Below are 19531 nucleotides of genomic sequence, written 5' to 3' on the forward strand. Positions count from 1 at the left end.
GGAGCGCGAAATGTCTGGAGGCGGTTTCTGGGGTGGTTTGGCTGATGGTGTCGAGATGGGGCAGCAGTGGACCGCGAACGCGCGGCGCCAGCAGATGCTCGACCGTCAAGAGGAGGATCGCCAGCGCGAGCGCGCGCTGCGCGACTCGCGCAAGGCCGATGTTTCGATAGCCGTGGCGGCTGACAACCAGCCAGCGCGTGCGGGCGACGAGGGGCCGGTGCCAGAGACGAAGCGGCCGATCTGGGAGTCTCTTGACCGTGCTTCGCAGGCCCGGCTGCAGAGCGGAGACCTGGAAGGCTATGAACAGCTCGCGAGTAAGAGCGTCGCATTGAAGTCTTTGCACTTCAACACGAAGCTCAATCAGGCGGCCATGACCGGCGATCCGACCCAGATCGCATCCGTGATGTCGGAGATGTCGCCTGGCTACAAGTTCTCGGCGAACGCCGACAAGTCGGGCGCGATCACTGGTTCGGTTACTGGCCCCGATGGCAATACGGTGCCGATGAGCTTCAAAAGCCGCGACGAGATGATCGGCATGGTCGACACCTTCACCAAGAACGGCAGCGTGGCAGCCACTCTGCGTGAAGCGGAAAAGAGCCGCGCCGACAATCTGCTTCGAGCTGCACAGACCCGTCAGGCCGACGCACAGACTGGCCTCATCCAAGCCAACACTACCAGCGAAAACGCTCTACGTTCTGGCAAGGTTGAAGAGCAGGGCGCGCGCGCGGGCCTCATCGACGCCCAGACTGCCCAGGCAACAGCCTCGGCTTCAAAGATTGCGGCGGAGCGCCAGTCGCCTATGGAGCAGACGGTGAATGGCCTGAAGCGCCTCGGCGTCGACGAGGATGCCGCCCTGGCGTATGCGATGGGGAAGGGCGACAAGGCGAAGAGCCGCGAGGCACTCATTACCGATGTCGCGACGAAGCTCGTCGACTCGAACGCTAAACAGCTTGGCGCGCCGCCGCTGAAGCCGGAGGACGCCCTGAAGCAGGCGGCTCAGCTCGTCGATGGTGCTGCCCAGATGGCGGGCACTTCTCGCGTGGGCTCAGGCGCTCCGGTCGGCGCAGGCATGACGCCGCCCGGCAGCGCAGCCCGAACCGGCAGTGGCCCAGGGATGGGCATCAAGGCTCCGAGCAAGGGAGCGATGCCGCAGCTCGACGCGGCTGAAGCGCGTCGTGCCGCGGAGATCAAGGCCGCTGTTCGCAGCGGCCAGATGTCGCGCGAAGCGGCGCGCCAAGAACTGCAAGCCCTGGGATTTCAATGAACGCAGACGACTTCCTCGACTTCGACCGAGACACCTACCTCGCCGAAACGGACAGGCTTCTTGGACTTCCCAAGGGTTGGTCGGCAGCCCAGATCAGGGTGGAATCGAACAACGACCCGGCTGCCGTCTCCAGGGCGGGCGCCATGGGGCTCGCTCAGGTCATGCCGAAGACGTTGCGCACGCTGTCAGAGCGCGCCGGCCGCAAGCTCGATCCATTCAACGAAGCTGATGCGCTGTACATCCATCGCGAGGCTATGAAGGAGAACCTCGCGAAGTTCCAGAACCCGGACGATGCGGCGCGCGCCTACAACAACGGGTGGAACCGAGATTCTTGGAACAACCCGGAAACGGCGTCCTACGCTTCGAAGATTCACTCCGAAATCGCAGAGCCAGGCAGTTCTCGCGGCAAGGTTAGTCGAACTGCCGCTAAGCGCGGGATGAGCGCTGATGCGTTTCTCGACATCCCTGATGAATCGCCCGTCGTGGATGCGCCGTCTGCCGACGCCTTCCTCGATGCGCCTGAAGAGAGTGTCGGGGCGATGGACTACCTGAAGCAATTCGGGGGGAGCGTCGTCAAGTCAGCGGGCGATGCCCTGACCGGGATCGGCAAGGCCGGGGACATCGGACAGGAGGAGATTGACAAGGCCTGGAAGGAAGACCCTGGACTGGCCTACGTGAAGCACGGCACTGGTGTACCTGGCAAGGTGCTTGCCGCCGTCGCCAATCCGGTCGGCGGATGGCTCACGAAGAAGGGCGAGGCGATCCTCGGCACCCGGAGCCAGGCGGCGAAGACGGCGATGGAGAACACCACGCCCGAGGGCAACATCATTCAGGCAGTGCGCGAGGGTGATGCGTCTGGCTTGACCCTGGGCAAGTCTCCAACTGCAGCAGGCTTCGGCCTGCAGGCTGCCAACATCTCGGGCCAAGTTCTGCCGCAGGTCGGCATCGCGGTAAGCACACGCGGGCAGTCCATTCCGGCGCAGATTGCAACCGGCACCCTCGTCGGCGCCTCGCAAGGGGTGGGCTCAGCCGTCAGTGAGGTGCGCGACTGGTTCGGCAGCAAGACGGACGAGCAGCTCGCGGCCATCTCGCCGGTCTTTCGCGAACGTATTGCCAAAGGCGAGGCGCCTGCGGACGCGCGTGCCGCCCTTGCGAAGGAGACGGAGGATCGCGTTGCAAAGTACGTGGCACCGGTATCCGCTGCGGGCGGCGCGCTGACTGGCGCACTGCTCGGCAAGGCAGGCGGCCATGCACTCGAAAGCGCAGCGAAGGGCAGCGTTGCGCGAGCCGTGATCGGCGCGGTGCTTGGAGCTGCCGAAGAGGGCATCCAGGAGGTGGGGGAGGGGGTCGCGCAGCGCAAGGGCGTGAATGATTCGACTGGCGATACCCGCGATCTCGGGGATGGATCGTTCGGAGAATTCGCATTGGGCGCCGCTGGTGGCGCCGGCATGGGTGGGGTGAGGGGGGCGATCACGAGGCATGGCAAGCCTGGAGCTGCTATCGACGCGGGCACGGTCGTGGATGCAGAGGCGCCGGGCTCTGCGCCGCTCGCCCTGCCAGCTCCTGTTGTTCGTGTGGACAGCCGCGGAAACGCACGCATGGATGGCGTGGAGCCTCCGTTCGAGGCGGCGGCGCGAGTGTCCGGCCGAGCCGACACGAGTGAGGTCCGCCAGACGGTGCGGGACGAACTGAAGGCTCTGGGATACGAGCCTACGCCACGCTCAACGCCGACCCCGATCATTGTCGACAGCGAGGGGGCAGCTCGCACCGATGGCGATACCCAGGTGCGCGATACGAGTTTCGAGCCTGCTGCCAAGGCAGTCGGCCGTGCAGACATCGTTCGCGACGAGCTGGGCAAGCTCGGCTTCGAACCTTCAGCACCGCGTGGGCAGCAGACGCCGATCTCGGTTGACGGCCGCGGCAACGCAGTAACCGACGAACAGTCCGCTCGTCCGCAGGAACGCGATGCCACGCTGGGCGACTTGCCGCGCAAGAGCGGCCGTGCCGAGATCACCTCTCCTTCTGCTCGCGCTCCGGGTGAGTTGGGCTTCGACCAGACACGGCGAGCGACTCCGACGCCGATCTCCGTGGACGCTGAGGGTCAGGCGCGAGTGCAGGGTGAGACTCGCAGCAGCGACCAGATCGCGACGGAGCGCCTGGAATCCGAGGCATCCAAGCTGTTCCCAAAGAAGGGCGACGAAGCCAGGCGCGCTGAGTGGATCGATGCCCAGCGCCAGCGGGAGTTGGGCTTCGAAGATCGCATGCGCGAGCTTGCGGAGAGAGCCAATACGAAGCGCGCCAGGCGCAAGGTCGAGATCGAGCAGACCTCTATGGCTGCTGCTCGCGCCCTGTCGCCCACATCCGAACTGGGCGTTGTGACCAGGGTCGAGGCCGATGGCTCGATCAGCTACTTCTTCTACGCCAATCCCGACGAAAAGCTGGTCGTAAAGCCAGGCGCGGCTGGCGAACCACGTTCCGTTGTTTCGGCCACGCCGGAAGACGCGACGCAATCAGCTTTGCTGCGTGCCGCGTTGGCCGATGGGCCGCTCGCGGTCGCGCCGCGTCTTCTGAGCCCCAAGGCAATGCGCCAAGCCGGCGCGGCAAGCGACCGTTTGGGGGCAACGCGACTGGTTGGGAGAGCAGCCGACAAAGCCCGCATCAGCGGGGAGCTGAACCGCATGGCAGCCAAGACCGCAGAGTCGCTCTTGGCAAAGGCCCCCATTGCTGGCGACGACATCGGTATGGCACGCGCGGCCATCGCAGCCGAGCCTCGTCGCGCAGTAGCGGTGCTGCGCGGCAAGGACGCTGATGCGATGATCGAGGCGCTGCGACAGATCGCTGGCGAGCAAGGTCAGATCACGTCAACGCGGCAGGAGTCAACCACGGCGGCTGATGAAGACTTTGTGTCCCATGTGACGGAGGCGGGCCGCGATGCGGTCAAGGCCGGGCACATGACCCGAGACGAATTCTTTGCAGCAACTCGTGCCGCCCGTGAGGGTAATCGCGAAGCCGCAGTCGAGGCGTTGCGTCGAAGCGATGCGCGCCGTGGCGTGCAGTCGCAGCCCGCATTTGGTCGGCCGGCCGAGAACATCGATCCCGAGGCCCGCGTCGATCTCGATCCGACGTTCGATCACGAGCATCAGTTCGGTGAACCAGACTTCATGGGCGACCCGACAGGCACGATGTTCGGCGCCCTGTCGAATGAGCAGTCTCAGGCTGTCTCGGCGGCTCTGCGGGACATTCTTGCGCTTGGCGTGCCCCGCGCTTGGGTGAACTCGGTGCAAGGCTTCTTTGTCAACACGCCGAAGTTCCCCGGGGGACTTGCCAATTTCTTCAAGAAGAACCTCCGTGGCAAGACTGTGCGCGGCGTCTCATTCAAGCAGACCGACGTGGACTCGACGGTCCCCGGCTTGAATGCGAACCTGGCAGAGCAGCAGGAATTCCGCGGGCAACTCATCCACGAGTTGGCGCATAACGGCGACTTCGACGGCAACGCAATGCGCTCTGCGAGCGATTCGCGGCTCGCTATTACTACCGATGGTAGTATTGAAGCTAAAGGCGCGGTGGCTCAGGAGGTCTTCGACCTCTATGGCGCTCAAGACGGCTCTTCGCTGGCGACGCTTTTTGCGTACCCACTTGAAGCTGCATTCGATGCAACCGATTCTGGAAAGCCACTCCCGGCTGCACTCGTGCAGTCGGAGATTCATGCGCAGATCGTTCGCGCATACTTCACCAATAGAGCAGAACTGGAGCGGCGTGCGCCGAAAGCCTATGAGTACGCAAGGAGTGTCATTGAAGCCAAGCCGGGCGACCGAGCTGATGCGCGAGTTCCGGCTGAAGTTCGGCAAGAGCGCGTCGATCCCGCCCGAGGCGATGCCGCGCAATCTGTGGATCGAGCAGATGGAAGAGGCCATCAAGACCGGCAAGATTCCCGACCGGCTGGAGAGCCAGTTGATTCCGGGCGGCTTCGCGACGAGCGTGATGGACGGGAACAGTCCCCAGGAAGGGCAGGCGTAAATGGAAGCGATCACAGCAGCGCAGGCCCGCGAGAGGGCCGAGCAACTGAAGAGAACAGCTCCCAAGCGCGAGGACTTCGAGACGACGGAGCAGCACGAAGAAGCGCTCGGTCGGTGGCGGTTCAACCAGGGGCGGAACATCGCAGCGCTGGAGAAGTACGCGGAAGACTTGCAGGCCTCCCGGCAACCATAGAGGTTCCCGGCAGGGGAGCGGTTGAAGTCCGCCCCACGGAGAAAGCCCGTGCTGTCGCCGAGGCTTACGCTCGCGACGCGGGTATCGACTACAAGCCGCCGACCACGTTTGCTCGCGTTGACGAGGGGCGAGCGCGGCGTATCGCTGACGCCTACGCCGAGATGGCTCACGACCCCTCTGACCCAGAGGTCAAGGCCGCCTACGACAAGATGATCGAGGAGACTCTCGCGCAGTGGGCGGCGATCAAGAAGTATCACCCGGAGTTGAAAGTCGAGTTCATCGACTTTGAGAAGGGCGGCGACCCATATGCTGCGTCGCCTCGCCTGGCGATCATCGACGTGCAGGAGAACAACCACCTCTGGGTGTTCCCCACGACCGATGGATTCGGCTCCAGCAGCTTCGACGCCAGCTCGAATCCGCTACTCCGCAAGGTTGGCGAGACGCTCGACGGCGTTGACATGGTGGCGAACGATGTCTTCCGCATCGTTCACGACTACTTCGGGCACGTCAAAGAGGCTGTCGGCTTCCGTGCTGATGGCGAGGAGAACGCATGGCGCTTGCATTCGGCCATGTACTCGCCGCTGGCGCGAAGGGCCATGACCTCCGAGACCCGGGGCCAAAATTCCTGGGTTAACTACGGGCCGCACGGTGACAGCAACCGGACCGCCAGCGGCGTCAACACTGTCTTTGCAGACCAGAAGACCGGCTTGCTGCCCGAATGGGTGAGTCAGGACGGAGCGGGCATAGAATCGCCGAATGCTTCCGCCGATCCGATTGCTCGCCGGTCTTCGCGCATGGGCGAAGAGATGGATGCGCTATCGCGCCGCTCTTCGCGAGAGAGCACGTCGGCGGCTTCCAATGGTCAAGCTGCTTCGGCAGATGCGTCGAGAGTCTCCAGGCTCGCCGCAGCTCTCAGCAAGGATGCCGGCACCGATGTGCGGGTACGCCATGTTGAGGTCGAACCGAAGTCTAGTAGAGGACAGCTCGCCGCTGCGATGAAGCAGTATTTCGGCGTCGAGACGGTCTACTTCCAGTCTGACGATCCGAACGCTCCTGCCGGTGGCGCTTATGTTCCTGGCGACCCGAAGACCGTCTACATCCACGCTCGTGGCGATGTCGACCCAGTTTCGACCTTCGGGCACGAATTCACGCATTCGCTCAAAGAGGCTCACCCAGACCTGCATGCGGGCCTGATGGCTGCTTTGCGCCGCGTGTCTCGGGACAGCTTGGCAAATCGTGAGTTCCAGGAGCAGAGCTACGGCCGGAAGGTCAGCGACTCATTGGTCGAGGAAGAGAATCTTTCCGACGTGGCTGGCGCTGCGTTTAAGCAGGACAGATTCTGGGAAGAGTTCCAGGCTGAGATGGATTCGACCGGTTTGAAGCGATTCTTCCGATGGGCGGCGCGTTGGTTGAACCGACTGGTGGATGTAGGCTTCAAGGTGGACCTCTCCAAAGACTCTGGCTTCGGCAACGCTGCGATTTCGATGAGGACGGACCTGGCGAGGGCCTACGCAGAGGCCGCCAGAAGAAGCCCGACTGTGCGCTCGGTCGCCGCTGACGCCGAACTAGGACTGCGCCGTAGCTCCCGCGCATCGGAGCATGCCCAGGAGGATCAAGGGCGTACTGCCGGAGCCGCCGCGGCGGCCGTTGGTGCTTTGGGCATAAAGGCGACTGCGCCAGTAATGGCAGGCCTCCAAGTTACGAACAAGGTTGTCGACTCTATCGGCGAACAGCTCGCGCGCGTCTCGGGCGTGAAGGCACTCGGCGCCAAGGCTGTGAGCCTGGCTGAGCGTGCACTCGATGCGAAGTCGTCCTGGTCTTGGCTGGAGAAGGCCAAGCAAGGCCTCATCTCGGACTACGGGCTCCCTGCCGAGTACCTGTCTGCAAAGTTCGACAAGACCGTTCGCGAGAACAAGCTCATGCGCGAGGCCAAGGGCACCTTGGATCGTCTCTCGTCTATGACGCCTGACCAGCTCTCCGTCGCCTATCAATGGCTGCAGGAGAAGCCCGATACAGCTCGCGAACGCGAGCTTCTCGAAAGGCTTCCTGCAGTTCAGCAGGAAGTGATGCGGCAGATGAAGACCGACATCGACAACCTCTCCAAGGAGGCGGTCAAACTCGGGCTCATCACGCCGGAGACTTACGAGCGCAACAAGATGGCCTACGTCCATCGGAGCTACAAGAAGTACGAGGCAGAGCTGACCGGCTCTCAGGCTGTCGCGCGTCAGCGCGCTCAACGTCTGAAGGGCGACCAGTTCAAGGGGCGCGGCATGGAGCTGGAGGCAAGCCTGGATCGCGTGCGCGGCGATCTGCCGGAAGACCTGAAGGGGCTCAAGCTGGAAATGCTGGAGAAGCGGGACAACAGCGGCAAGCTCATTCGCCGCGAGTATCTGGTTCAAGGGGCAAAGCGGCCTGTCGCACTGGAAGGCTACGCAAACGCCGGCACCTGGGAGGTACGCGACGCGACCAAGGCCGGCAACATCAAGGTTTGGCGCGACTTCACCCTGGCCGAACGGCAGCGCATGGGCGAGATCGAAGATGCAAGGTATGCCTTCGCGCGCACGATGGTACAGGGCGTCCGGGATGTCGAGACCTCGCGGCTGCTGCAGTGGACGGCCATCAACTACGGCAAGGACAGCGATGCCGGTCTCGATGTCGTCGACATCAGCGGTGCTCATGCAGTGCTCGGCTCGCAGACGTTCACTCGTGACCAGTGGGTCAAGGTGCCCGAGACCAAGATCAAGGGAACCCAGGTTGCACGCTATGGCGACTTGGCTGGCAAGTACCTCCCGGCCGTGATGTATTCCGACATCGCTGGCGCGATGGAGCTGCGCAACGGCCTGTGGGACAAGCTGCTGGGTGCTTGGAAGATCAGCAAGACGGCACTGTCGCCCGCGGTTCACGTCAACAATGTGATGTCGAACTTCATCATGGCCGACCTCGCGGAGGTCGGAGTGAACGACCTTCGCAAGGCCCTGGAGACCATCGTTGCGTCGAAGGCAGGGGATGCCAGGGCGAAGGCTTTGATCGAGCGCTATGACGATTCTGGCGCTGAGGGCGGGTCGTTCGCGAGCAACGAGATCAGGACTTCGGTGATCGAGCCGCTGCTGCAGCAGATTGCCAAGAGCGACCCGGAGTCGGTGCAGAAGGCCAGCCTTGCCAACGTGGTCGCGCTTGCCGCCCACGGCAGTTTCCGTGAGGCCGGCATCGCTTCCACGAAGACCCTGCCGGGGCGGGCGCTGGGTAGCACCATGGGCGCGATGATCAAGGCCTACCAGTCGGAAGACTCTGTGTTCCGCTTGGCGAAGTTCCTCAACGAGATCGAGGCAGGGAAGAGCGACGCGGACGCAGGCAAGGCTGCGCGCGACGCCTTCCTCAACTACGACATCAACGCTCCTTGGGTCCGGGCAGCACGTCGCAGCGTGCTTCCGTTCGTCAGCTTCACCTATCGGGCGGTGCCCTTGCTTGCGAAGGCCGTGGTTACGAAGCCCTGGAAGTTCGCCAAGTACGCCGCGCTCGGTGAGGCGTTGTCGATGCTGACCTATATGGCGCTGGGTGCCGGTGGTGATCGCGAAAAGGAAGAGCGGCTGTTGCCCGAAGACCTGCAGGGCAAATCGCTGGGCCTTCCGAAAATGGTGCGGCTGCCGTGGAACAACGAGAGCAATGACCCCATGTGGCTGGACGTGCGCCGATGGCTCCCAGCCGGAGACATCACGGACACCAGCGGCAGCAAGGCCAGCGTCCCCCTGCCGAGCTGGCTGTCAATCGGAGGCCCGCTTTCCCTGTTGATCGACTTCTACTCGAACACCAACTGGCGCGGCGACAAGATCGTCAAGCCGACCGACACGGCCGGCGAGATGGTGATGAAGGTCTCCGACACGCTCGCGAAGTTCATGCTGCCGAACTTGCCCACGCCGGGCCTGGGCTGGCTCATGCGCAAGATGGGCGCCCCGGTTGATAGCGGCATGCTGGACCCCTATGGCTGGACCGGCATCGAGAAGGCTCTCGACGGCGCCAAGACCGGGCTCGGAAAGGAAACGGATGCCGGCTTGGCGGTGTCGAAAGCCCTGGGCGTGAAGGTCGACTCTCGCCGCCTGGCTGATGAGGCGGCCAGCGTCGGCCTGGATGCCAAGGCCAGAGAGAAGGTGATCGAGACCGAGGCCCGTTCCATTGGCCGCAAGATGGCTCGTGGCGAGATCAGCCGAGAGGAGGGTGAGCGGCGGATAGCGCGCGAGATCGAGAAGCTGAAGGAACTCGGGAAAAAGACCCGGGAAAAATTGTCTCCGGCAAGCTCGGACTAGCCTACCGATGGTAGTAGGCAGAGGTGGCTGCGCGGACAAATGCGCCGCCTTCCCTCTGACACAGATGCAAAAATCGAGAATCCTACCGGTGATTTTTTGTCACGGTGTTTTCCAGAAACTTAAATCGCGACAACCACTTAGTTGCACCGAACCCCCTCGCATGGGGTGCAAGGGGTCGAAGGTTCGAATCCTTTCACACCGACCATTTTTGCTAGATAGATCAACGGGTTAGGACCACAAGTCCTGACCCGTTTTTCTTTGCGGCTGACAAATGGATAGGGTTCCTGACAAACCCGGGGCCTTTCAGGTTTCGTCACGCCCCCCGATTGCTGACGGCAGGGGTGTACCTGTTGGCACTTTGCGACGGTAGACGCGCTTCGTGACCTTGACGTCTTCGTGGTGCAGCAGCTCCTGCGCGGCAGTGTCGGACACGGCATCGGATGCCGCCTTGGCGCGCATGTCGTGGAAGGTGATCTCCCGGCCGCCGAGGCCGAGCTTCTTGCGCACCACGCGCCACAGGCTCTTGAAAGATTCCTTCGTGTACGGCGTGCCGTTTTTCGTGATGAAAAGGTGGTGCTCCGGCAGGCACTGGGCGCCACCGCGACGCTTCTTCCGCAGCTCGAGCGCGGTGCTCAGCGCGCGCCAGAGGTCGGGCGTCATGGCGTAGCGCTTCGTCACGAAGCCGGTGCTGTTGCGCTTCTTCGTCACGCGGATGTCGATGCCCTGCTGGTTGAAGTCTCCGATCCGGATGTCGAGGATCATCCCCTGACGGGCGCCGGTTTGGGTGCTGATCTCCAGCATGCACTGCAGCAGCGGGCTCGCCGCGGCGTGGATATCGGCATAGCGGGCGTCGCTGACGTATTGGTCGCGCGGCGCCTCGGGCAGGTATTCGATGCCGTCGCACGGGTTGAATGTGGTCAAGCCCCAGCGCACGCGCGCCAGGCGGAACATGCGCGACAGAAGCTGCATGTCTTTGTTGGCTGACGATGCCCGCTCCCGGTTGTCGTGCAGGTGCTGCGTGATCGCGACCGCGCTCAGGTAGCCGGGCAGCAGGGCGTGCGCCTCAGTTTTTGGGTAGCGCTTCGTACGAAAGGCAGCGCGCAGCCGGCGGATGCGGCCGCTGTACTCCTCCTTCGTCTTCTCTCGCTTCATGGTGGCGAGCTCGTCGGCCTCGTACTTCCGAATGATCTCCTCGATGGTGCCGACGACATCGTCGTCGGGCACCGCGGCGGCGAGCGCCGGCGAGACATGCTTCTCCCACCAGAGCCGGGCCTGGACGGGCGTCGTGCCGCACCGCATCTTCATGCCGGTCGCTTTCAGCCCCGCCTCGATCTCCCTGGTGAGCCCGTCGGTGCCGCGCCAGTACCAGACTCCATCCACCCGGCGCATGCCGCGTGGCAGGTCCGGGATCTTCTTGTTAACTGTGCGTGGCCTTGGCATCTTCGAGTTCTTTGGAAAGGCTGGTGAAGGTGCGCACGGCCGCCACGGCGGACTCCATGCGGTTGAGGTTCTGAGCGCCGATCTCCACGGTGTTCCACCGGTGCCCGCAGGCGTCGCAGCAGCGCAGGCGCGTGATTCTGGAGTCGGCGGTGCGCGTGGAAAGCACGCGCTGCTCTGTGCTTGTGCAGGCGGGGCACTTCATGAGATCTCCTTGAGCGCCTCGTCGCGCGCTTGATTGAGTTCGGCCATGCGCGCCAGCTCGGCGCAGGTGCGCGCCGGGCGGCGATGGCGTTTCTTCTGGTGCTTCATGTCGGCCCTCAGAAGGGCACGCCGTCATCGAGAGGCAGCAGCTGGGTGAGGCTGCGCCGCATGAACGGCTCTCCTTTGAAGTTCACGCTCGCCGGGATCTCGGTCCGCACGGTGGCGTGGGTGGCGAGGAACAGCGCGAACGTGTGGCCCGGATGCATTTCTGCCAGGCGCACCGCCTCGCGCTCGGCAGCGCCACGGCTGACCTGCAGCACGTTCGAACGGCCTTCCGGCGGAATGCTGCGCGGCGAGGCCGGCCCGGTGAGGTACTGCAGGGCGAAGGGCCAGTTTTCGCAGCCCGTGATGTCGAGGATGACGAAGAGCTCGTCCACGATCAGACTCCCCGGCGACCGAAAGAGGCCAGGGCGGCGCTGAAGGCGGCAGGGCCGATGCCGTTGCGCCCGAGGATCTCTTGGCGCACGCGTTGTGCGTTGAGGTTGATGAGGCTGCGTTCACGGTCGGTGGCCGGCAAGATGCCGTCGACGCCCACCGGCCCCGTGCATACGCTGCGGTCGTAGGTCTCGCAGCGCTCGTGGTACTGCTTGACCAGTTCCTCCAACGGATGGGCCTCACTGCTGAAGTGGCCGGTGAGCATTTCCTGCATGAACGCCGCGCGCCCTTCGTCGGTCAGGCACCGCACTGGCGGCAAGGCCGAGACGCGTTCGGCGAGCAACTCCAGGCTTCCATCGTTCACCAGCTCGAAGTCCGCATCGATCTCGTGCCGCTCGCTGCTGTGGTGCGCCGTGTCGGCGCTGAGCCCGGCCGCGTGCGGGCCCAGGACGCGGACCACGCTCAACTGCACGCCGAGGGCCATCAGGGCTTGCACCTCGACCGGATCGCGCAGATCTGTGACCGCGAAGCGGCGAAAGCCCACCGAGGCCTGCCGGCTGATCCAGCGCGTGACGATGTCGGCGTAGTAGGTCGGGCGGTAACGGCGCTGGTAGTCGGCCCAGTGCTGCATCACCCAGCGCGGGCTGCGCGGCTCGTGCAGGCTCTCGTCGGCGTCGAAGCACCAGTTGATGAAGGCAGGATCGCTGCACATGCCCACGGCGAGCGCAGGAATCGAGAATTCCTTCGTCGGCCGAAAGTTGAGCATCCGTTCGTCGAGACGCCATGCCGCCGCGATCTCTCGCCGCAGTGCGTCGGCGAACGCGATGGTTTCGAACTGGAAGCGGTTGTGCAGGACAGCGGCACAACTGTCCTTGCCCGCGCCGGTCTTCCCGGTGAAGGCGATCACCGTGATGCTGCGCTGGGTGACCTTGCCGAAGGCACGAGGGGCCTCGATGTAGACGCGTTTCATGTTGAGTCTCTGAAAGGGTTGTGTCAGTCGTCATCGCGCTCGCCCGAGGCGGCGCGCTTGCGGTCGAAAAGGGGGATTCCGCTGGTGGGTGGCTGGAAGGGGCGGCAGGCCGGCGCGCGCGGCGGCGCGGGTGCCCTGCCGGCGGCGGTCGGATGCCGGGCTGCGATGCGCACCAGTCGGCTGCGCACGCGGTCCTGCATCACCGCCTCGAAGTCATCGGCCCAGTGAAAGCGCTCCGCCATGCGTGCGCAGGCTTCGTGCAGCATCTGGTCGGTGGGCTCGATCGCGTGGGCCATGGCGGCTTCTCGTCGTCAGTGCCAGCCCGGCATGTCGAGATGCCTGGCGTTGGGCCCGCAGCTGCCGGCCGGCGCACGTGCCACGTCCAGCGCTTCGGGCTGGCCCGTCAGCCGCACGGCTGGGCTGTCGCACAGCAGACGGCCGGCGCGGGCCGTCGAGTGCGTGCACAGCTCGCAAGCCCGAAACGAGGTCACTAGCGCCCGTTCCATGGGCTTGCTGTGGCCCACGCACGGCGGCGACGTGAACACGAGCTGCACGATCGCCGTATCCGGCGCGGTCGCGATGTCGTAACCGCTCATTTGCCACCTCGCGAGGGCATGGGCACCACGTTGTCGAGTTCCAGGCTCTGCTGGCGCTCCTCGGCCTTGCGCTGAGCCTCGCGGGCCAGCGCACGCCGAGCGGCTTTGAAGGTCTCGCGGATATCGGTGTGAGCCGAGTCGCGATACTTGAAGTTGTCCGCGTAGATGCTGTGCGTCGGCATGGTCTTGCGGGGGCCGGTCACGATGCACCTCCGCTGCACATGGCGATGGCGGCGCCGGCGTGGCGCATGGCGTTCTGGTACTGGGCTTCGCTGGGTCGCTTGTCTTCGCGCTCCAGTTCCATGTCGAGGCAGACCTTGTGCAGGTTGCGCAGCGCCGACAGCAGCACGGCTGTGCAGGCTGTGCGCTCCAGGCTGGACCGCTCGTCCCATTTGCGCTTTCTCATGCGGACCTCCGCACGCTGAGCAGTCGCACGTCGCCGAAGCGGTCGAAGGCGAGGCCTTCGGCTGCGGCGCACGAGGTGGCGAGCTGGACGTACCCGTAGAAGACGCCAGTGGCGTCGATGACCTTCACGATGTAGGCGTGCATGGTCAGACCTCCTTTGCAGGGTTGGTGATGGAAAAGGGGAAGGGGGCGGGCTCGACGCGGTCGACCAGCCGGCCCACAGCGGCCTCTGCGAGGCGCTGGGCCGCATCGGCGTCACGCGCGCGCAGCTGGATGAAGAGCGCGATCGGCTCCTGGCCTGGCACGGCGTGCCGGTAGTGGCAGCGGAAGGGCCGGGATTCGGGGAGGTGCATGGTGTCGTGCTCCATGGCTTCAGCCCCCCCGCCCAGGCCGCTCGAAGACCCAGCAATGCACGGTCTTCGGAACTTCCTTCTTCACGTCGGTCGCCGTGACCGCGACCACGCTGAAGCGGATGGCGCTGCTGACGGACTTGACGTCGAGAAAGCGCCGCGTCTTGCTGGTGCGCAGCACCTTCTTGAGATCGGCCATCAGCGGGATCTGCTGCCGGTGCGTGTTCGCCTTCTCGACGAACTCGTTGAGGTTCACGGCGATCTGATCGGCCGTGCGGCTGTGGTTGAGCAACGGGCGGTCGAAGTGCTCGCCCTTGACGTTCGTGTAGCCGAGGGCATCGAGGTAATCGAAGGCCTCCCAGAACTCCTGCACCAGCGGGTGGTCGGCGTTGATCGAGCTCTGGCGTTCGCGGGCCATCGTGACGATCTGCGCCTGCACCTGGTCGAACTGCTCGTCCGAGAGCTTCACCACGCCGCGCATGGCCGTGGCCATCGCCAACAGCTGCGCGTGGTTCTTCGCGATGCGCGGCTTGTGGATGCCGTCCTGCGCAAGCAGGAAGCGGATGTTCTCGTCGTGCGAGCTGGTGATGGCCTGCATCACCTCGGCCTCGCGGCGCAGCGCGGCCAGGATGAAACCGCTGACCGCCTCGATCTCCACCTTCTCGAGCGTCTTGGCGCTCTCGTAGCTGCTCTGCGTGAAACCTCCGGTGTCGAAGGTCATGTGGCAGATCCGCTCCATGATGGCTTGCGAGGCCTGCACCTGGTTGTTCTGGCTGATGACGATCGACGCGCGGAAGGGCGGGTCGTATGTCTCATTGCCGCCGGTCTTCACGCCGGTGGTGCGGATGCTGTTGCCGTTGTAGGCGTCTTTCAGCTCGTCCCAGTCGAACGACCTCACGTGGGCCTGCCCGCCGGTCTTCGTTTCCCGGTCCGACTCGATCAGCACGATGGGAAGGTTGCTGACCTGCGTGAACGTGCGCAGGCGCCCGGCGGCGGTGGACTTCGAGGGATCGAAGCCCTCGTAGTCGCGCCCGAGCAGCTTCCAGAGGAACTGGATCAGCGTGGTCTTGCCGGCGCCGGGCTCGCCGACGATCTCAAGGAACGGGAAGCTCTGCTGTTCGGCGCGTACCTGCTCGGCGAAGAGACTGCCAAACCAGAATGCCAACGCGATGTAGCCCTTGGCACCAAAGGCGCGCCACAGGTGCTGCTGCCATGCCCGCTGATAGCCCTCGCGGTCGGCATTGATCCGCAGCTGGATCGACTTCTGAAGCGACTTGATCGAGAGCTTGTTGAACTCGAAATAGTCTTCCTTATTGGCCTCGTGGATCTGGCCTTCGCGCACGGCCACCTTGCCGAGGATGTAGGCCTTGTGCGAGGCGCTGTAGCCGATGAAATCGATGGTCTGGACCACCTTCGGGTTGTCCAGCTGCCACTGCATGATCTTCTTGAGTTGGTGGCTGCTGCCGCTGAACATCGCGCCTGGTGCGATGTGCAGGAGCCGCTTCTCGAACTCGGTGGCGGCCGTGAGCTGGCCTGAGGTGAACGTGGCCTTGATTGCCGGGCTGTCGTGCGGGAACGTGACGCGGAAGTAGTACCAGGCCTCGTCGGTGACCTCGTTCTTCTGGTAGTAGAGGGCCCGAGGCAGGCAGTTCGCGATGTTCTGGATGGTGTGGGACTCGAGCAGCGCCTGGTCGCGCTGGGCGTCCTCTGTCATTTCCTCCCGGGTGCCTTCCTTGATCGCCTCGCGCAGCGCGTCGCGGGCCTTGCCGTAGCGGTCGAGATCCAGCTTGAACCACCACAGCCGATTGCCGTGGTCGAAGTCGAACTCCGCGCGGCCGGTGTGGTTGTAGATGAGCAGCGCTTTCTCCTGCGCCGAGTCGGCCAGCAGCAGCGCACCGTGGTAGCGGTACTCCCTGAGGTGGCTCTCTTTGAGCCGGTCGTGCTGGTGCGCGTCGTTCCAGTCGACCTTCTTGCCCTTGTCCTGCGGGATCTGAGCGGCCTCGCACACCCAGCCCTCATCGCGGGCGCGGCGCGCGTACTTCAGCGTAAAAGCCCGCCCAGCGGTATCGCCATCGAAGGCCCACACCAGCACGGGCGCAGGGACGGTGCCGCCCTGGGCTTCGAGCTGGGCCTTGAGCGCGGCGAGCGCCTTCTCCGGGTAGTTGTTGCAGCTCAGCAGCGCCACGGCGGCGATGCCGTGATGCGCCAGCGCGATCGCGTCGAAGATGCCTTCCACGAGCCACAGCTCGGTCGGGGGCGGATTGGTGGTGGGCGCTTCGGTGTTGCTGGTGCCGGCGGCGCGCATCGCCTGCTGCAGGGCCGCAGACAGGGCGGTTTCGGTCGGTGCCGGCTCGGCGAACGACAGCGAGGGCAGTGCCCACCATGTGCCCTTGTAGGCGCCGCCGGTCTTGAAGTTGGCCTTCTTCTTGCCGAAGCGGTGGGGCGCGTCGAAGAAGCGCTCCCACCAGGTCTCCTCGAGCTGGAAGCGAACGGTGCCTGTGCCGGCGCCGCGCCCGCCATCGGCGCGAGCGTCGAAGTAGTGCTCCTGCGTGTACAGGCCCTTGATCAGGGACAGGTCGAAGCCACGGCTCTCGGCGAGATAGGCATCGGCTGCGGCGCTGGGGTTCTGCTGGTCTGGCGGCTTCTGCAGCTCGGGTTTCTGGAAGCGCTCGCTCCAGTTGTCGAAGAAGTCGGGCAGCAAGTCCTTGACGTGCGACTGGTAGCCGCAGTTGTTGGTGCGCTGGCAGATGACCACCAGCGGCTTCGCGGCCCACGTGAACATCTCGCGTTGGCCGCAGTTGGGGCATTTGCCCTTCTGCAGGTACTGGCGATCGCTGGAGAGCTTGAACTCGAAGTCCCGCTCCAGCGCCGCGCTGATTTCGTCGTAGAGATCGCTGTGCATGGAGCCCTCAGAGCAGCCCGGCCAGCGCGAGCGCGCGGCCGAGCAGGACTGCGATCAGCACCACCGCAAGGGCGGGCAGGAAGGCCAGCAGGCCGGCGATCGACGCGCGCATCTGCACGGGGCGGAAGGAGGTCTGGCGCATCAGGCAGACACCTCTTGGCGGCGACGGCGGGCCTGCACAGCGGCGTCGGCGGCATCAGCGGCGGCTGCGGCGCGGTTCAAGGCCGTGGCGAGTGCGCGGGCATCGTCCGGCGTGATGTGCAGGGGCAGGATGCCGGCGGTCGGGCCCGAGCCGACCACCACCAGCACGAAGGGCCGATGGCTTCTGTTGCTGCCGCCGGCACTGTGGTACGAGTAGACGTCGAGCCCGACACCGGGCGTCGCGTCGGGGTTGCCGTTCTGCTTGTGGCAGATCGTGTGACCGTGGGGCACCCAGTGATTGCCGCTCTGGTCGAGGATTCGGGCGCTCACGATGCGACCCCTGCCGATGCTCGGGCGGATTGGGCGAGGACTGCTGCGGGGTTGGCCTCGATGTCATGCGCCGCGTCAAGGAGGCGGGCGGAGAGATCGCGCAGTTGGGCGGTATCGAGCCTCAGAATGAAGCGCGCACACGTATGCAGACCCATGTCAATCTGCAACTCGGCGAGGTCTGTTTTCCCATCGCGGTACACGGCCGCCGCGGCCATCGCCGGAGCGAATTCCTCGCTGGAGCGGTTGTCAGCTGATCTCGAGCCTCTGTACGCGTCGTTTGAATCACTGCCGAAGCGGCGCTGATATGCGTATTCGGGCTCGCTGGCGACATGGGCGGGGCGACGATCAAGCGCGGCGGGGGAGAAAGTGGGCATGGTGGAAACCTCCGGGGTGAGCACGTCCCGCAGGGCCTCCGAACAGGCACCGCAGGGGTTGGGTGAAAAGGGGGATCGAGCGGAGTGCTCTGGGCGCTATGAGGGCCCGTCGACGCCGGCCGGCGCGAAGAGATCACGCGTCTCCGGCGGCGTCATGAGGGGCGTGTGCTCGGCCGTGTTGCCCGAGCGGATCTGCTGGGCCAGCACGTCGCGGCGCATGTGCGATGCGAGAGGCAGGTGCACGGATGGGGCGGGCGTGGCCGAGGGCGAGATCGTCATGTCCGCCTCGGTGGTCGCGCGCCAGGTGTGCCCGCATTCGAAGTTGCTGCACACCACGTAGTGGTGCGACACGGTCGCAGTCATCACCTTGGTGGTTCGAATGGAGCCGAGGTGGTCGCAATGAGGGCAGCGCAGTCTCATTGCGGCTCCACGGGCGCAGGGCGCCGGTCGACGAGATAGAGGGCACGGCCGCGCCCGGTCGTGGCGCGAGCAGCGCGGCGAAGGCGGGCCTTCACCAACCACTCGGCAGCAGATTCAAACGTGGGCAGCCCGAGTTCCAACTGCACGCGCTCGATCAGCGCGTGGTCTTCGTCGTTGAAGGTGATGGTGTGCTCGGGCATCTTTTCGGCTGCTCTTTTTGCGCCGTGAAGCGGCTGTTTGCGGCCTTCCTTCAGGCCGCTCGCCGGTCGAGACTCGGCTCATGAACCAACCCCAGCACCTGCCGCGCTTCACGCAGGGCCAGCTCGCGCAACAACGTCGCGAGCTGCTCGCCCTGATAGTCAGCCATCGCTTGAACGAGCCCATCCTCGTAGTCGTCGAGGCGGATCGTGTAGCGGTTGGAGCGCACGCGCTTGGGATCGGGGTACATGGGGGAGCCTTCCGAGGATTGCTGCAGGAAAGGTCAGGCCGTGAGCGGCGTGTTGGTGCGGTCGCATTCGTCGAGACCTCGAAGGGCGGCCAAGCGAACCACTGAGGCCATGGAACGCTGCTCGCGAGCGGCGCGGCTCTTGAATCGTTCCAGCTCTTCAGGGTGCAGTCGCACCGCGATGGGTTTGTCGCTGACTGCTCCATTTGGAGCACGACGGACACGGGTCTTCGAGGCGGGCTTCATGGACGTCGGCTGTATGCTTGTGAAACGAAGAATTGCACAGTGAAGCGGAATATAGAGCAGAAATCTGCTTATTGCAACGAAATGGACGAAAAAATCCGCTTATCTATTGGCGTGCGCTTGAGAGAAGAGCGTGAGCGGTTAGGGATGTCGCAGACCGCCTTTGCGGAACTGGGCGACGTTTCGCTGCGCGCCGAGCAAGACTGGGAGAGGGGCAACTCTGCCCCGAAGGCGGACTTTCTCGCTGTTGCAGCGACGCACGGGGTCGATGTGCTCTATGTGCTGACGGGGCAGCGGACGCCAAAGCCAACAGCGTCACTCAGCCAAGAGCAGCAGGCATTGCTGGACAACTACGATCACGCCGACGAGGAGGGAAGGGCTGCGGCCCGGAGGGTGCTTTCTTCGCTCGCGAAACAGAAAGTCGGTTAACCGGCGGCGACTCTGGACTCAGTTGTTGTGGGCGTTACACAAGCTGGACTGGCGCCACGATCAACTCCGCATCGAC

Annotated in this window: 21 protein-coding genes; 3 read left to right on the top strand and 18 right to left on the bottom strand. The window is 64.5% G+C overall.

Annotated features, from left to right (window positions below; translation table 11 throughout):
• The first annotated feature begins 10 nt into the window (after nucleotides 1-10).
• Together ABL844_RS12600 and ABL844_RS12605 are read left to right on the top strand one after the other, a co-directional pair.
• Entirely contained in the window at nucleotides 11-1264 is a 1254-nt protein-coding gene (locus ABL844_RS12600; protein ID WP_418131478.1) for a hypothetical protein, read from the top strand.
• Complete coding sequence (locus ABL844_RS12605) at nucleotides 1261-9774, top strand: transglycosylase SLT domain-containing protein (protein ID WP_418131479.1); 8514 nt, start codon at nucleotides 1261-1263, stop codon at nucleotides 9772-9774. Before ABL844_RS12600 ends, ABL844_RS12605 begins: the two co-directional genes overlap by 4 nt.
• 303 nt (nucleotides 9775-10077) lie before the next feature.
• Here the strand turns inward: ABL844_RS12605 and ABL844_RS12610 are convergent, their stop codons facing one another.
• The 18 genes from ABL844_RS12610 to ABL844_RS12695 form a co-directional block, all read right to left on the bottom strand.
• Nucleotides 10078-11214: a site-specific integrase gene (locus ABL844_RS12610; RefSeq protein ID WP_418131480.1), complete on the bottom strand. Its 1137-nt coding sequence runs from the start codon at nucleotides 11212-11214 to the stop codon at nucleotides 10078-10080.
• Entirely contained in the window at nucleotides 11192-11416 is a 225-nt protein-coding gene (locus ABL844_RS12615; protein WP_418131481.1) for a hypothetical protein, read from the bottom strand. Before ABL844_RS12615 ends, ABL844_RS12610 begins: the two co-directional genes overlap by 23 nt.
• A gap of 115 nt (nucleotides 11417-11531) precedes the next feature.
• Nucleotides 11532-11852 carry a hypothetical protein gene (locus ABL844_RS12620; protein WP_418131482.1) on the bottom strand — a complete coding sequence of 107 codons (321 nt, stop codon included), beginning with the start codon at nucleotides 11850-11852 and terminating at the stop codon, nucleotides 11532-11534.
• A gap of 2 nt (nucleotides 11853-11854) precedes the next feature.
• Complete coding sequence (locus ABL844_RS12625; protein ID WP_418131483.1) at nucleotides 11855-12820, bottom strand: hypothetical protein; 966 nt, start codon at nucleotides 12818-12820, stop codon at nucleotides 11855-11857.
• A 23-nt stretch (nucleotides 12821-12843) separates the two neighbouring features.
• The gene (locus ABL844_RS12630) at nucleotides 12844-13116 is read right to left on the bottom strand and encodes a hypothetical protein (RefSeq protein ID WP_418131484.1); all 273 of its coding nucleotides are present in this window, start codon (nucleotides 13114-13116) and stop codon (nucleotides 12844-12846) included.
• 15 nt (nucleotides 13117-13131) lie between these two features.
• Nucleotides 13132-13416, bottom strand: a complete 285-nt coding sequence (locus ABL844_RS12635) for a hypothetical protein (protein WP_418131485.1) — start codon at nucleotides 13414-13416, stop codon at nucleotides 13132-13134.
• The gene (locus tag ABL844_RS12640; protein WP_418131486.1) at nucleotides 13413-13598 is read right to left on the bottom strand and encodes a hypothetical protein; all 186 of its coding nucleotides are present in this window, start codon (nucleotides 13596-13598) and stop codon (nucleotides 13413-13415) included. The genes ABL844_RS12635 and ABL844_RS12640 overlap by 4 nt, the downstream gene beginning before the upstream one ends.
• A 17-nt stretch (nucleotides 13599-13615) precedes the next feature.
• The gene (locus tag ABL844_RS12645; protein ID WP_418131487.1) at nucleotides 13616-13822 is read right to left on the bottom strand and encodes a hypothetical protein; all 207 of its coding nucleotides are present in this window, start codon (nucleotides 13820-13822) and stop codon (nucleotides 13616-13618) included.
• Entirely contained in the window at nucleotides 13819-13965 is a 147-nt protein-coding gene (locus ABL844_RS12650; protein WP_177142470.1) for a hypothetical protein, read from the bottom strand. Before ABL844_RS12650 ends, ABL844_RS12645 begins: the two co-directional genes overlap by 4 nt.
• Nucleotides 13966-13967: 2 nt before the next feature.
• A complete protein-coding gene (locus ABL844_RS12655; RefSeq protein ID WP_418131488.1) occupies nucleotides 13968-14174 on the bottom strand; it encodes a hypothetical protein in 207 nt (68 codons plus the stop codon).
• A gap of 19 nt (nucleotides 14175-14193) precedes the next feature.
• Nucleotides 14194-17073: a toprim domain-containing protein gene (locus ABL844_RS12660; RefSeq protein ID WP_418131489.1), complete on the bottom strand. Its 2880-nt coding sequence runs from the start codon at nucleotides 17071-17073 to the stop codon at nucleotides 14194-14196.
• 7 nt (nucleotides 17074-17080) lie between these two features.
• Entirely contained in the window at nucleotides 17081-17215 is a 135-nt protein-coding gene (locus tag ABL844_RS12665; RefSeq protein WP_418131490.1) for a hypothetical protein, read from the bottom strand.
• Entirely contained in the window at nucleotides 17215-17544 is a 330-nt protein-coding gene (locus ABL844_RS12670; protein WP_418131491.1) for a hypothetical protein, read from the bottom strand. Before ABL844_RS12670 ends, ABL844_RS12665 begins: the two co-directional genes overlap by 1 nt.
• On the bottom strand, nucleotides 17541-17918 hold the full coding sequence (locus ABL844_RS12675) for a hypothetical protein (RefSeq protein WP_418131492.1): 378 nt from the start codon (nucleotides 17916-17918) through the stop codon (nucleotides 17541-17543). Before ABL844_RS12675 ends, ABL844_RS12670 begins: the two co-directional genes overlap by 4 nt.
• Before the next feature lie 96 nt (nucleotides 17919-18014).
• Nucleotides 18015-18338, bottom strand: a complete 324-nt coding sequence (locus ABL844_RS12680; RefSeq protein ID WP_418131493.1) for an ogr/Delta-like zinc finger family protein — start codon at nucleotides 18336-18338, stop codon at nucleotides 18015-18017.
• Nucleotides 18335-18538: a hypothetical protein gene (locus ABL844_RS12685; RefSeq protein WP_418131494.1), complete on the bottom strand. Its 204-nt coding sequence runs from the start codon at nucleotides 18536-18538 to the stop codon at nucleotides 18335-18337. Before ABL844_RS12685 ends, ABL844_RS12680 begins: the two co-directional genes overlap by 4 nt.
• 50 nt (nucleotides 18539-18588) lie before the next feature.
• Complete coding sequence (locus tag ABL844_RS12690; protein ID WP_097199055.1) at nucleotides 18589-18786, bottom strand: hypothetical protein; 198 nt, start codon at nucleotides 18784-18786, stop codon at nucleotides 18589-18591.
• A 33-nt stretch (nucleotides 18787-18819) separates the two neighbouring features.
• Nucleotides 18820-19029 carry a hypothetical protein gene (locus ABL844_RS12695; RefSeq protein WP_418131495.1) on the bottom strand — a complete coding sequence of 70 codons (210 nt, stop codon included), beginning with the start codon at nucleotides 19027-19029 and terminating at the stop codon, nucleotides 18820-18822.
• A gap of 81 nt (nucleotides 19030-19110) precedes the next feature.
• Here ABL844_RS12695 and ABL844_RS12700 point away from each other — a divergent pair, with 81 nt between their 5' ends.
• Nucleotides 19111-19455: a helix-turn-helix domain-containing protein gene (locus tag ABL844_RS12700; protein WP_418131496.1), complete on the top strand. Its 345-nt coding sequence runs from the start codon at nucleotides 19111-19113 to the stop codon at nucleotides 19453-19455.
• Nucleotides 19456-19531 lie beyond the last annotated feature (76 nt).

It is taken from the genome of Variovorax sp. 278MFTsu5.1 (assembly GCF_048305045.1).
Taxonomy (GTDB): domain Bacteria; phylum Pseudomonadota; class Gammaproteobacteria; order Burkholderiales; family Burkholderiaceae_C; genus Variovorax; species Variovorax guangxiensis.